Origin of the sequence: Brevundimonas sp., from assembly GCF_030656255.1 — a bacterium.
Classification (GTDB): Bacteria; Pseudomonadota; Alphaproteobacteria; order Caulobacterales; family Caulobacteraceae; genus Brevundimonas.
Genome location: NZ_JAUSOE010000077.1, coordinates 1 through 13,353 on the forward strand (window position 1 = coordinate 1; position 13,353 = coordinate 13,353).

The following is a 13,353-nucleotide window of genomic DNA, read 5'->3' on the forward strand; positions in this document are numbered from 1 at the left end:
CCATCGAGCCGGGCGACAGCATCAAGAACGTCCTGCCCCTGCCCGAGGACGAGACGACCTGGGGCGACTACGACATCATGTTCGCCACCCAGGCGGGCGACGTGCGCCGGAACAAGCTGTCAGACTTCGCCACGGTCAATCGCGCCGGCAAGATCGCCATGAAGCTGGAAGGCGACGACCGCATGGTCGGCGTCGGCCTGTGCACCGCCGACGACGACATCCTGCTGACCACGGCCCTGGGCCGCGCCATCCGCTTCAAGGCCGATGATGTGCGCGTGTTCAAGGGCCGGGACTCGACCGGCGTCCGGGGCGTTCGCCTGCAGGACGGCGACGAGGTCATCTCCATGGCCATCCTGGGCCGCGTCGACGCCACGCCGGAAGAACGCTCGGCTTACGTCAAACACGCCAACGCCATGCGCAAGGCCTTGGCCGGCGCGGACGCGGAAGAGGATGTCGCGGCTCCGGCCGAGGCTGAAGACGAGGTCGCGGACGCCGCCCTGACCGTCGAACGGATCGCCCAGCTGGGCGCCGCCGAACAGTTCATCCTGACGGTCACAGAGACCGGCTTCGGCAAGCGGTCCTCGGCCTATGAGTATCGCCGCACCGGTCGCGGCGGCCAGGGTCTGACGGCTCACGGCCTGGGCGGTCGCGCGGGCACGCGCCTGGCGGCGGCCTTCCCGGTCGAGGAAACTGACGACCTGCTGCTGGTCACCTCGGGCGGTCAGATGATCCGCACCCGCATCGACCAGGTCCGCATCGTCGGCCGCTCCAGCCAGGGCGTCACCATCTTCCGCACCGGCAAGGACGAAAAGGTCGTCTCGGTCGAACGCCTGCCCGATAGCGGCGGTTCGGATGAGGCGGACGTCGCGGGTGAAGAGGGCGGCGAGGGCGAAGCCTAAAGCCAAGACCCTCTCCCGCCGGGAGAGGGCTTGAGCGCACGAGAGCGAAGCGATCGTTCTGGCGCGAAAGGGTGAGGGGGCCGGTGGTGCGAATTGGCCCACCGGCGGCCCCCTCATCCGGCCCTTCGGGCCACCTTCTCCCGCAAGAGGAGAAGGAAGAACGGAACGGGAGCTGGCAGTGGACATCCTGATCGACGGCCTTCCCGCCAACCCCGACGACCTGGCCCATCAGGCCCTCGTCAACTACGGCGCCTACACCTCCTTCCGCGTCGAGCACGGCGCCGTTCGGGGCCTCGACCTGCACCTCGCCCGCCTGGACCAGGCCGCCGTCGAACTGTTCGGCGAAAGCCCCGGCGAGTCCGAGTTCCGGCGTCTATTGGCGCTCGCTGTTGAAGGACGTGACAAGGCATGGCTGCGGGTCAGCCTGTTCTCGCCCGAGATCGGCCATCGCAATCCGTCCTTCGTCGGGCGGCCCAAGGTGATGACGGTCGTTTCACCGCCCCCGCCGCCCCTGGCCACCCAAATGCGGGTGACGGCGGTCACTCACGTCCGCGAAACGCCCCACCTGAAACACGTCGCCACCTTCGGTCAGACGCGCGTGCGCCGGGCCGCACGGGCGGCGGGCTTCGACGACGCCCTGTTCGTCGATGACCAAGGCCATGTTTCGGAAGGCGTGACCTGGAATATCGGCTTCATTCAGGGGGAACGCATCGTCTGGCCCCAGGCGCCGATGCTGGCGGGGGTGACCCAGGTTCTGATCGAGCGTGGCCTGATCCAGACGGGCCTGGGGGTGGAGAGCCGTCCTGTCCACCTGGACCAGATCGCCGCGTTCGACGGCGCCTTCCTGTGCAACAGCGCCACGCCGGCCTGCCCGATAAACTCCATCGACACCGTCGCCTTTTCCGAAGATCCGGTCTGGTTGGACAGGTTGCGTGACGCCTGGCTCAGCCAGCCGCCGCAACCGATCTGAAACCGCCACGATGACGATAGCGTCAAGCGGCTAGGCCACTGATTTCGCACCTGCTAAGTCACGCCGAACAGCAGGCGACAGGCTGGGGAGACACGCCATGCGCATCGGACTCTATCCGGGCACTTTCGATCCGGTGACCAATGGTCATACCGACATCATCAAGCGGGCGCTGAAGCTGGTGGACCGGGTGGTCATCGGCGTGGCGCAGAACGACGACAAGGGGCCGCTGTTCACCACGGCCGAGCGGGTGGAAATGCTCAAGGCCGAGGTGGCCAATCTGGGCGGCGACATCGTGGTCCAGCCCTTCTCGACCCTGTTGATGCATTTCGCCGAAGAGCTGAACGCCAATGTCATCATTCGCGGTTTGCGCGCGGTCGCCGACTTCGAATACGAATTCCAGATGACGGCCATGAACCAGCGCCTCAATCAGGACATCGAGACGGTATTCCTGATGGCCGACCCGCGGCATCAGGCCATCGCCTCGCGGCTGGTCAAGGAAATCGCCCGTCTGGACGGCGCGATCGACAGTTTCGTCAGCCCCGCCATCGCCGCGCGCGTGCGGGACAAGGTCAAGAACAGAGGATGAGTTCGGTTATGCGTCTTGGTGTGATCGCGGCGGCCGCCGCCGCGCTTCTGGCTTCGGTCCAGACCCCGGCCCTGGCGCAAGCCCAGGCCGCCGTCCCGGCTCCGGCGTCTTCCGCCGCCGACTGGCGAACCGTCGCCCCCGAAAATCTTCTGGTCATCGACACGCCCAAGGGCCGGATCCTGGTCGAGGTGACGGCGGTCGCCGCGCCGGCGCATGCCGAACGCATCCGCACCCTGGCCAACCAGGGCTTTTATGACGGGCTCAAGTTCCACCGCGTCATCCCCGACTTCATGGCCCAGACCGGCGACCCGCAGGGCACGGGCGAGGGCGGCAGCGAACTGCCCGACCTGAAGGCCGAGTTCAGCTTCCGGCGCGGCCGCGACGCTGGTTTCGCCGTGGTTCCCAGCGCGGGTCAGGGCGTGCGCGGCCTGGTCGGCGTCCTGCCGGTCGAGACCCAGCCCGACGCCCAGATGATGATCACCGCCGACTTCAAGGTCGAGGCGCACGGCCTGTTCTGTCCCGGCGTCCTGGGCATGGCCCGCGCCGGCGCGCCCGATACGGCCAACAGCCAGTTCTTCCTGATGATGGGCGAGCGGGATCAGTTGAACGGCGCCTATACCGCCTTCGGCCGCGTGGTCTCGGGCCTGGACGTGGTCAAGAAACTGAACAAGGGCTCGGACGCCGAGGACGGCAAGGTGGCCAACCCCGACATCATGACCCGCGTCCGCATGGCCTCAGCCCTGCCGGAGGGCGAACGTCCGACGGTTCGGGTGATGGACGCCCGCAGCCCCGCGTTCGCCGAACGAATCGCCGCCACCCGCACCGCGCGCGGCGGCAGCTTCAGCATTTGCGACGTCCAGCCGGTGGCCGAGGTCGTCGGCGGCTGATCGTTAGAATACAGGGGGAGGGCCGGGGCATGATCATTCGAAACGCGCTGATGGCGGCGGGCCTTGCGGCTCTTCTGACCGGTCCCGCCCTGGCGCAGGAGGCGTCCGTTCCGCCGCCTCCGCCCGCGCCGACCGAATGGCGCGCCGTGGCTCCCGACAATCTGCTGGTCATCGACACGACCAAGGGCCGGATCTTGGTCGAACTGACGCCCGAGATCGCCCCCGCCCATGTCGAGCGGATCAAGCTTCTGGCCTCGCGCGGCTTCTACGATAACCTGGCCTGGCACCGGGTCATCGACTGGTTCATGGCCCAGACCGGCGATCCCCTGGGCACCGGCGACGGCCAGAGCTGGTATCCGGACCTGAAGGGCGAGTTCACCTTCCGTCGCGGGCCCGACATGGCCTTCACGCCCGTGGCTGCGCCGGCCGGAGCCCTGGTCGGCTTCTACCATTCCGTCCCGGTTCAGACCCAGCCCGACGCCCTGATGGCGGGCACCGCCGACCGCAAGGTTCATGGCTGGGGTCTCTATTGTCCCGGCGTGGCCGGCATGGCGCGCGACGAGGGCAATGACACCGCCAACAGCCAGTTCTTCCTGATGCGCCAGGCCTATCCGGCCCTGGACAAGCGCTACACCGTCTGGGGGCGCGTGGTCGTCGGGCTTGACGTCGTGCGCGCCCTGAAGGCCAGCCCCAATCCGGACGGCGTCGTCATCGATCCCGACCGGATGACCCGCGTCCGGCTGGCGTCCGACCTGCCGTCGGCCGAGCGCCCGGCGGTGCAGATGCTGAACACCACTTCGCCGACCTTCCGCGCCCTGGTCGATCAGGCGCGTCAGGCGAAGGGGGCGGACTTCTCGGTCTGCGACATCGACGTCCCGGTGCGGCTGGCGACGGCGGGCTGACGCTCAGGTCGCCGCAGGTCCCCGGCCGCGTCCTCGCCGACGCCTGCGCCGTTTGGGCGGTTTCTTGTCCTCGCGCATCTGCTGCAGCAACAGGCCTTCACGCAGGCCCCGGTCGGCGACCCGCACCCGTTCCGATGGCCAGGCCCGCTGGATGGCCTCCAATATAGCCGCGCCGGCCAGCACCAGATCCGCGCGGTCCGGCCCGATACAGGCCTCCTTCGCCCGGCCGTCCGGTCCCAGGGCCTTCAGCCGTTCCGCAGCCGCCTCGCAATCGCCGCGTGTCATCCACAGCCCATCGACCCGGTCGCGATTGTAGCGCGGCAGGTTCAGGTGAATGCCTGCCAGGCTGGTGATGGCGCCCGAGGTGCCGACCAGATGGGCGCGGTCCGCCAGGAACAGCTCCATCATGGCTGCATCCTCGATCCCGCCCGCCGCGATGGCCGCGCCCATGTCGCCGACCATGGCCTCGTACCAGTCTTCGCCCGCGCCCTCTGGCTCGGGGTGCCGCTCGGCCAGGGTGACGACGCCCAGGGGGGCGGACATCCAGGCGGTGGTCTTCCAGTCGGCGTCTTCCCGTTTCAACCAGGACAGTTCGGTCGAGCCGCCGCCGACATCGATGATCAGCACGGCCTCGGCCTTGGGATCGATCAGGTTCAGGCAGCCCTCGACCGCCAACCGCGCCTCTTCGGCCGGATCGATGATCCGCAGCCGCAAGCCGGTGCCCTTGCGCACGCGATCAATGAACTCGGCGCCGTTCTCGGCGGCGCGGCAGGCCTGGGTGGCGACCGCGCTCAGCCGAACCGACTCCACGCCCTTCCTGACGATCCGGTCGGCGCACAGGGCCAGGGCGTCATAGGCCCGGTCCATCGCCCGCGGGTCCAGCCGGCCCGTTCGGGACAGGCCTTCGCCCAGCCGCACGATCCGGCTGAAACTGTCGACCACCCGAAAGCCGTCGCGAGACGGCCGCGCGATCAGCAGCCGGCAATTATTGGTCCCCAGATCGAGCGCGCCATACAGGGGCGCATCCCGACCCGACGCATCCCGCTCGCGGGAAGGCTGGGACCGCTCGTCGCGCCGTCGGGGCGCGCCGTGGGTCTCCGGCATGGGCCGTCATTCCGATGTGGGCGGTCCAAAGCGGCGCCCGTCCCCATCAACCTAGCCCGCGAAGATCGTCCGCGCCAAGCCATTCTGTCAGGAAGATGAACGGACCTGTGGGCGTCCCGGTCATCCGTACAAGCGTAACAAGACCTCATGACCCAGGTTCACACCGCCCGTTTCGCCATCGGCCAGATCGTTCGTCACCGTGACAACGCCTTTCGCGGCGTGGTTATGGACGTCGATCACGGCTACGCCGGCCCCGCCGTCGAAACCGGCGCGGTGGCGGCGGACCAGCCCTTCTATCGTGTCTTCGCCCTGGGCGAGGACGGCGGCTTCGTCGCCTATGCGGCCGAGGGGGTGCTGGAAGACGGTCAGTCGGTCCTGCTGCCCGACGACGCCCGGCGTTGGTTCACCACCGACGCTGACGGCCACCATGCCCCCTTGGACGAAGGCATCCACTGACGAAGCCTTGGATCGGCGGAGCCGGGGGCGCTAGGATGCCGGCAAAAGAGGAGCGTCCCATGTCCGACTTCGAACACGTCTTCGAACAACCGCCCGAGGGCGCGGCCGCCGACTGGACCATTCCCCAGAACTGGGCCGGCTACACCGAGGTCGAACACCAGACCTGGGACACGCTCTACGCCCGCCAGATGAAGATCCTGCCGGGCCGGGCCTGTGACGCCTTCCTGCGCGGACTGGATGCGCTGGACCTGAACGCCGGCGGCATTCCCGACTTCGACGTCATCAATCCCAAGCTCCAGGCCCTGACCGGCTGGACCGTGGTCTGCGTGCCGGGCCTGGTGCCGGACGAGGTCTTCTTCGACCATCTGGCCAACCGCCGTTTCGTCTCGGGCCAGTTCATCCGCAAGCCGGACCAACTGGATTATCTCCAGGAACCCGACATCTTCCACGACGTCTTCGGCCATGTGCCGATGCTGACCGACCCCGATTTCGCCGCCTATATGGAGGCCTATGGCAAGGGCGGTCAGCGCGCGGCCGGTTTGGGCATGCTGCCGAACCTGGCGCGGCTGTACTGGTACACGGTGGAGTTCGGTCTGATGCAGGAGGCCGGCGCCTTACGCATCTATGGCGCCGGGATTGTCTCGTCGGCGACCGAGAGCGTCTTCGCCTTGGAGGACCCGTCGCCGAACCGGCTGGGCTTTGATGTGGAAGGGGTGATGCGGACCCTCTACCGGATCGACGACTTCCAGCAGGTATATTTCCTCATCGACAGCCTGGAAGCCCTGAAGGACGAAACCCTGAAGGACTTCGGTCCGGTGTACGCCGCCCTGAAGGGCCAGGATGACCTTCCCATAGAAACCGTCCTGCCGACCGATCAGGTCTTCACCCGCGGCACCCAGGCCTACGCCGAACGCGGCGGGCGGTTCGCGGCCTAGGTTGGCGTCGAACCCGGGAGTCTGGATCCCAGGGACAAGCCCTGGGATGACGAAAAAAGAGAACTATGTATGCGTGATCAGGCTGTTGTGGCGCGTGTCACGCATGCGGATGAAGGTGAACAGCGAGACGCCGATCATCCCGGTCACATACCAGAAGAAGACGCTCTCCACGCCCGCATCCTTCAGCCACAGGGCCACATACTCAGCCGTGCCGCCGAACACCGCATTGGCGATGGCGTAGGGCAGGGCGACGCCCAGGGCGCGGATGTGGGCCGGGAACAGTTCGGCCTTCACCACGGCGTTGATCGCCGTATAGCCCGAGACGATCACCAGACCGGCGAGCGCCAGCAGGAAGGCGACGAACGGGCTCTCGACCGTCGATAGGGTCGTCATGATCGGCACGGTGCACAACATGCCCATCACGCCGAACGCAATCATCACCGGGCGACGTCCGATCCGGTCAGACAGGGCGCCGACGGCGGGCTGCAACAGCATGAAGATGAACAGGGCGGCGGCGCTGATCTCGGTGGCCGTGTTCTTGGGGAAGCCCGTGGTGTTGACCAGGAATTTCTGCAGGTAGGTCGTGTAGGTATAGAAGGCCAGGGTGCCGCCGGCCGTCAGGCCCAGCACCATCAGGGCTTCTTTCGGGTGTTTCAGGATCAGCTGGGTGGCGCTGGATTTCGGCGCGTCCTTGACGTCCGATTCCTTGTGGGTCTCATCCAGACGGCGACGCAGCCAGAAGACGATGACGGCCAGGCCGGCGCCGACGAAGAACGGGATCCGCCAGCCCCAAGACGCCAGCGCCGTCTCGCTCAGGGTGTTCTGCAACACGATCAGCAGCAGCAGGGCGATCAGCTGTCCCGAGATCAGGGTGACATACTGGAAGCTGGACCAGAAACCCCGACGGTTCGGCTCGGCCATTTCCGACAGATAGGTGGCGCTGGACCCGTATTCGCCGCCGACGCTGAGACCCTGCAACAGGCGGGCGAACAGCAGCAGCGCGGGCGCGGCCAGACCGATGCTGGCGTATCCCGGCGTCACCCCGATGATCAGCGAGCCGGTGCACATCAGGGTGACCGACAGGGTCAGACCGGCCTTGCGTCCCTTGCGGTCGGCATAGACGCCCATGATCCAGGCGCCGATCGGCCGCATCAGGAAGCCGACGGCGAAGACAGCGGCGGCGCTCAGCAGCTGGGCGGTCGGGTCTTCGCTGGGGAAGAAGACCGGCGCAAAATACAGGGTGAAGGCCGCATAGGCGTACCAGTCGAACCATTCCACGAGATTTCCGGCGGACCCGCCGACGATGTTTCGAAGACGGCGGGCGGAGGTCATGGGGGAGGAGGGTGTGGTCATTTGACGCGTTTAACACCCTGAAACGGATAGAAGCTCCCCCCAAGCTTCAGAATATTTGTCAGTTCATCCAACGCCCCCCGGCTCTCGTCCAGCAGGTCAGGATCCGCCAGGTCGGCGGGCCGCAGTTCGTCGCGGTACCAGCGCTCGCCCCAGGTCTTGAGCCGGGCGTACAGGGCGTCCGTCAGGCGCATGGCCGGGTTGGTCGCCGCCAGCTCCGCCTCGTTCAGGACGACCCGCAGCCGCAGGCAGGCCGGCCCGCCGCCGTTGCGCATCGACTGGCGCACATCGACATATTGGACCCGGCCGATTGGACCGTTGGAGGCGGCCAGGGATTGCGCCACCGCATGACTGCGCGGGTTGTCGCGGGTCTCGGTCGGACAGATCAGGGTCAGGCGATCCTCGCCCGGAATCTGGATCAGCATGGAGTTGAACAGATAGGAGCTGATGGCGTCGGCCAGCGGCAGGTCGGCGGAGGAGACCTCGACGAAGATCGGGTCGAACAGGCTTTCGGCTGCGCGGCGGATGGCGTCTTGAGTCCCCGCCGTGTCCTCGAACGCCAGATCGTGGAAGAACAGGGTCTCGCGCGCCCCGACGCAGACCACGTCGTTGTGGAAGGTGCCGCCGGCGATGGCGGCCTTCGACTGCTGGGCCAGGACGGCTCCCGAGGCGGCATGCCGGCGGGCGACGGCCTGAGAAGCTTCGCGCGTCTGACGCGCTGGGTAGGGACCGTCCCAGGGTTCAAAAGCCTCGCGCCCCCAGACCAGCAGATTGACGCCTTGCTCGCCATGATCGGCGCACAGGCGCACATGGTTGGCGGCGCCCTCGTCGGCCAGGTGCGCGACCGAGGGCAGGGCGTCATGCACCGCGAACCGCTCAGGATCCGGGAACAGGGCGTCCAGCGCCCGCTTCGTCTGCTGGTGTTCCAGCGACCGGTGCAGATTGGTGATCAGATTGGCGGGGGTGAAATGCACCCGGCCGTCAGCGGCGTCGGCGCTGGGAGTTACGGTCGCGGCGTTGGCGGCCCACATGGGCGAGGCGGAACAGGCGGCGGCGGCGAAGGAGGGCGCGTCTTTCCAGGCCTGTTCCAGCACCTGGGCGTCCGAACCTGTGAAGCCCAGGGTCCGCAGGAAGGGGATGTTCGGCCGCTCGTGCGGGGGCAGGACGAACTGGGGCAGGCCCAGGTCCGCCAGGGTCTTCATCTTGTCGAGTCCCTGCAGCACCGCCGCGCGCGGGTTCGACGCCTCGCCCTTGTTCAGGCTGGAGGCCAGATTGCCCGGCGACAGACCGGCGTAGGAGTGGGTCGGCCCGATCAGGCCGTCGGCGTTGGCTTCGACGGCGTAGGTCATTCGGCCCTCTCCCCTTGCGGGAGAGGGAGATCGCGCACGACGGCGCAAGCCGTCGTCCTGGCGCGAGCGGGTGAGGGGTCACGCAGGCGGCCGGCAGGGAGAAACCCCTCATCCGACCCGCTGCGCGGGCCACCTTCTCCCGCAAGGGGAGAAGGAATCACGACCGTAATCCCTTGATCTCGCCCTCGATGTTCGCGACCGCGTCGGCCTCGAAACTGGCGACCGGATAGGCGCAGTAATCCGCAGCGTAGTAGGCGCTGGGCCGGTGGTTGCCGCTGGCGCCCAGGCCGCCGAACGGCATGTCGCCGGCGGCGCCGGTGGTGGGGCGGTTGAAGTTGACCACGCCCGCACGGATGCGGCGGATGAAGTGGTCCCAGTTGGCTGGATCGTCGCTGACTAGACCGGCGGACAGGCCGTAGCGGGTGGCGTTGGCGGCCTGGATCGCGGCGTCGAAGGTCGGCACGCGGATCACCGACAGGAAGGGGGCGAACATCTCCTCGTCGGGGACGTCGATCCCGGTCACGTCGATGATGGCCGGTTTGACGAAGGCGCCGGGCAGGTTGGCGACGGGCCCCGAGGCGCGGATGACCTTGGCGCCGGCGTCGATCCGGTCCTGCAAGGCCTTCAGCGCAGCCTCGGCCGCGCGCGCCGAGATCAGCGGTCCGGCATAGGGTTCGGGGTCGCTGTCCCACGGGCCGAACACCAGACGGTCGGACAGGGCGGCGACGGCTTCAATGATGGCGTCGCCCTGCGCTCCCTCCGGCACGATCAGGCGCCGGGCGCACGAACAGCGCTGGCCGGTGGTGATGAAGGCGGACTGCACCGCGACGCCCGCCACGGCCTGAGCGTCGGCGGCGTCCCAGACGACCAGCGGATTATTGCCGCCCAACTCCAGCGCCAGGATGACGTGCGGATCGTCGGCGAACTTGCGGCGGAAATGGGCGCCGGCCGCGCCCGAGCCGGTGAACATCAGGGCGTCGATCCCGGCGTCCAGCAGGGCCGCCCCGGTCTCGCGCCCGCCCTGGACGACATTGACCACGCCGGTCGGCAGGGCGGCGGCGAAGGCCTCGGCCATGACCTGGCCGACCAGGGGCGTCTCTTCCGACGGTTTGAAGACGACGGTGTCGCCCGCCAGCAGGGCCGGGACGATATGGCCGTTGGGCAGGTGGCCGGGGAAGTTGAACGGGCCAAGCACCGCCGCCACGCCGTGCGGCCGGTGACGCAGGGTCGCGCGGCCGAAGGCGGTGTCGCTGGTGCGTTCGCCGGTGCGTTCGTCATAGGCGCGGATGGAGATATCGACCTTGCCGATCATGGCGGCCGCCTCGGTCTTGGTCTCCCACAGGGGTTTGCCGGTTTCGCGGGCGATGGCCTCGGCGATTTGGGGCGCGCGGTCCTTCAGCACGGTCTGATAGCGTTTGACGGCGTCGATCCGGTCCTGACGCGGACGGTCTGCCCAATCGGGGAAGGCGGCGCGGGCGGCGTCCACGGCGGCCTGGACCTGAACGGGGCTGGCGGCTTCGCCTTCCCAGTTCACGGCTTCGGTGGCGGGGTCGGTGGAGTTGAAAATGGTCATGGCTCTATTCCAGTCCGCTCATCACGATTTCACCCGCACGCCGGCGCCGGCGACCACCTTCAAGGCCGCAGCAGTCTCGGCGCCGATGCGAACCGTGTCGCCGTGGATGTCCGCCTTGGCCCGCACGGCGCGGAAGGCGGCGATGCTGTCGGTCGAGATCAGGGCCGGCAGTTCGGCCTCGACCCGGTCGGTGATCTCGACCGTCAGCCGGCGCGCATCGCGCACGGTGCGGATGTTGTCGCGCCCGCACGACACGGTCGGACCGGCGTCGAAGATGTCCACCAGGCCATTGGGCCGAAACCCTTCGCTCTCCAGCAGCGCCATGGCCGGCACGCCCTGGGGATGGACCTTGCCGATCACGGCGCGCGCCGGTTCGGGCAGAAGCTCGGTATAGATCGGGTGGCGCGGGGCCAGGTCCAGGATGAACTGTTTGTCGGTCGATCCGCTCATCCGGTCGGCGTGATCGAACTCCATCGGAAAGAACTTGTGCGCCACATGATCCCAGAAGGGGCAGGCGCCGTCAGGGGTGAAGACGCCGCGCAATTCGGCCAGCACATTCTCGGCGAACAGTTCAGGCTGGGCGCCGATCAGCATATAGCGCGACTGGCTCAGCAGACGGCCCGCGCCGCCCTTGCGCCGGTCGGCCTTCAGGAACAGCGAGCCGACCTCGGTCCAGCCGGTGCATTCATTGACCAGCACCAGGGTCTGGTGATCCAGCTTGACCCCCAGGGAGGGGGACGAGGCCGTATTGTTGACGATGCGGAACGAGAAGAAGGGCCGTTTCAGCCCCACCGTCGCCTTGACCGATCCGACCCCGTCGATGTCGCCGGTGTCGCCGTCTTCCAGCATCAGGGTGTACCAGGCCTCCTGCGGCGTGGCCTCGCCCCGGAAACTGGCCTGGCTCAGCTCCAGCCGTTCGGCCAGGGCGTCGGGATCTTCCGGCAGGCTGGTGAAGCCGGGGCCGGACAGGATGGCCAGCTCCAGCAGATAATCGAGGTCGGCGGGGCCGGCGGGACGGACGACGAGCATTCAGAGGGTTTCCATCCGCAGAGCTTTCAGTTTGGCCGCGTCGATCTCGCCGGAGGCGATCTTGCACAGGATCAGGGCGCTGAGCTGGGCGCGTTCGACGAAGCTGTCGGGCCAGGCGAACTCCTGATCCGAATGGATGTCGCCGCCCCGGACGCCCAGGGTGTCGATATTGGGCAGGCCGGCGGCGTGCAGGTTGTTGCCCTCGCACACCCCGCCCGAAGGCTTCCAGGCGATGGGCTGGCCCAGTAGGGCGCCCGCTTCCTTCACCGCCTCGAACAGGGCGGTCTGGGCGGCGTCCATCGGTTTGGGCGCGCGGGTGAAGCCGCCGTGCAGATCTAGGCTCAGCCCCTCGAACGGCGGCGCGGCGGCGATGGCGCGGACCGAGGCGTCGATCCAGTCGGCGGCGGCCTTGTCCGGGACGCGCACATTGAACCGCACCACGGCGTTGTCGGCCACGACGTTCAGGGCGCCGCCGCCGGAAATCTTGGCGACATTGACGGTGACCCCGTCCCTCTGGCCGTTCAGCCCGTGCAGGGCGGCTGCGATGATGGCGGCCCCGGCTATGGCGTTGCGGCCTTCGTCGAAGGCGCGGCCGGCGTGGGCGGCCTTGCCCGTCACGATCAGATGATAGTTGCCGCTGCCCTTGCGCGCCCCGGCCAGGGTGCCGTCCGCCAGGGCCGGCTCATAGGTCAGGCCCACATGCCCCCGGGCGCCCAGTTCGGCCAGCAGCGGAGCCGAGGCGGGCGAGCCGATCTCCTCGTCCGGGCTCAGCAGCACGGTCCAGCCGACGCCGTGTCGGTCGGGGTAGGTCTCGAAGGCTTCGAGCGCCGCCAGGAGCACGCTGATCCCGCCCTTCATGTCGGCGACGCCGGGGCCGTTCAGGGCGCCGTCCGCGCGGGTCGTCACGGTCTGGAACCGGCTGTCGGCGCCGAAGACGGTGTCGTAATGGCCGGTCAGCACGACCTGGATCGGCGCCGAAGGCCGGGCCGTGATCTTCAGGGCGTCGGCATGGGCCTCGGTCCGCACCGAGCCGTCGTCGGCGACGCTGGTCGAGCCCTGGGTGGCGATCCGTTCGACGAGGGCGCCGGTCAGGCCCTTTGCTGCCGCCTCCAGCGCGTCCAGCACGGCGTTCAAACCGGCGGCGTTGCGGCTGCCGGAGTTGATGTTCGCCCAGTCGATGGTGCGGCCGATGATGGCCTCGCGTCGCGCGGCGACGTGGTCGAGGACGGCCTGGTCGGTGGTCAGAATCCGCATCGGCCGGACCCTAGCCGCCACGACGGCAAAGGTGAAGGTCGGGAGCTAAAGTCGCTCTG

13 protein-coding genes are annotated in these 13,353 nt (G+C 68.1%); 7 read left to right on the plus strand and 6 right to left on the minus strand.

Features of this window, described 5'->3' with window-relative positions:
• From Q7J26_RS07995 to Q7J26_RS08015, 5 genes are all read left to right on the plus strand, one after another.
• Window positions 1–899 (plus strand): DNA gyrase C-terminal beta-propeller domain-containing protein (locus Q7J26_RS07995; protein ID WP_304935939.1); only part of this gene is annotated, 899 nt, incomplete at its 5' end.
• Window positions 900–1,077: 178 nt separating this feature from the next.
• Complete coding sequence (locus Q7J26_RS08000) at window positions 1,078–1,869, plus strand: aminotransferase class IV (protein ID WP_304935940.1); 792 nt, start codon at window positions 1,078–1,080, stop codon at window positions 1,867–1,869.
• A gap of 97 nt (window positions 1,870–1,966) precedes the next feature.
• Window positions 1,967–2,455 carry a pantetheine-phosphate adenylyltransferase gene (gene coaD, locus Q7J26_RS08005; protein WP_304935941.1) on the plus strand — a complete coding sequence of 163 codons (489 nt, stop codon included), beginning with the start codon at window positions 1,967–1,969 and terminating at the stop codon, window positions 2,453–2,455.
• Window positions 2,452–3,342 (plus strand): peptidylprolyl isomerase, encoded by an 891-nt coding sequence (locus tag Q7J26_RS08010; RefSeq protein ID WP_304935942.1) that lies wholly within the window; start codon window positions 2,452–2,454, stop codon window positions 3,340–3,342. The genes coaD and Q7J26_RS08010 overlap by 4 nt, the downstream gene beginning before the upstream one ends.
• Before the next feature lie 29 nt (window positions 3,343–3,371).
• The gene (locus Q7J26_RS08015) at window positions 3,372–4,244 is read left to right on the plus strand and encodes a peptidylprolyl isomerase (RefSeq protein WP_304935943.1); all 873 of its coding nucleotides are present in this window, start codon (window positions 3,372–3,374) and stop codon (window positions 4,242–4,244) included.
• A gap of 3 nt (window positions 4,245–4,247) precedes the next feature.
• Here the strand turns inward: Q7J26_RS08015 and Q7J26_RS08020 are convergent, their stop codons facing one another.
• Window positions 4,248–5,348 (minus strand): Ppx/GppA phosphatase family protein, encoded by a 1,101-nt coding sequence (locus Q7J26_RS08020; protein WP_304935944.1) that lies wholly within the window; start codon window positions 5,346–5,348, stop codon window positions 4,248–4,250.
• A gap of 147 nt (window positions 5,349–5,495) precedes the next feature.
• On the opposite strand from Q7J26_RS08020, the gene hspQ reads away from it, so the two are divergent.
• Together hspQ and phhA are read left to right on the plus strand one after the other, a co-directional pair.
• On the plus strand, window positions 5,496–5,804 hold the full coding sequence (gene hspQ / locus Q7J26_RS08025; protein ID WP_287928567.1) for a heat shock protein HspQ: 309 nt from the start codon (window positions 5,496–5,498) through the stop codon (window positions 5,802–5,804).
• A 59-nt stretch (window positions 5,805–5,863) separates the two neighbouring features.
• Window positions 5,864–6,739, plus strand: coding sequence for a phenylalanine 4-monooxygenase (phhA, locus tag Q7J26_RS08030; protein ID WP_304935945.1), 876 nt, complete (start codon window positions 5,864–5,866; stop codon window positions 6,737–6,739).
• A gap of 63 nt (window positions 6,740–6,802) precedes the next feature.
• On the opposite strand, the gene Q7J26_RS08035 is transcribed toward phhA, so the two are convergent.
• The 5 genes from Q7J26_RS08035 to Q7J26_RS08055 all read right to left on the minus strand — a co-directional run bounded on the left by Q7J26_RS08035 (window position 6,803) and on the right by Q7J26_RS08055 (window position 13,294).
• Window positions 6,803–8,092, minus strand: a complete 1,290-nt coding sequence (locus tag Q7J26_RS08035) for an MFS transporter (protein ID WP_304935946.1) — start codon at window positions 8,090–8,092, stop codon at window positions 6,803–6,805.
• Complete coding sequence (gene astB / locus Q7J26_RS08040; protein WP_304935947.1) at window positions 8,089–9,438, minus strand: N-succinylarginine dihydrolase; 1,350 nt, start codon at window positions 9,436–9,438, stop codon at window positions 8,089–8,091. Before astB ends, Q7J26_RS08035 begins: the two co-directional genes overlap by 4 nt.
• A 157-nt stretch (window positions 9,439–9,595) precedes the next feature.
• Entirely contained in the window at window positions 9,596–11,011 is a 1,416-nt protein-coding gene (gene astD / locus Q7J26_RS08045) for a succinylglutamate-semialdehyde dehydrogenase (RefSeq protein WP_304935948.1), read from the minus strand.
• A 21-nt stretch (window positions 11,012–11,032) separates the two neighbouring features.
• On the minus strand, window positions 11,033–12,040 hold the full coding sequence (locus Q7J26_RS08050; RefSeq protein ID WP_304935949.1) for an arginine N-succinyltransferase: 1,008 nt from the start codon (window positions 12,038–12,040) through the stop codon (window positions 11,033–11,035).
• Window positions 12,041–13,294, minus strand: coding sequence for a hydrolase (locus Q7J26_RS08055; protein ID WP_304935950.1), 1,254 nt, complete (start codon window positions 13,292–13,294; stop codon window positions 12,041–12,043). It lies immediately after the preceding gene.
• Between the last annotated feature and the right edge of the window lie 59 nt (window positions 13,295–13,353).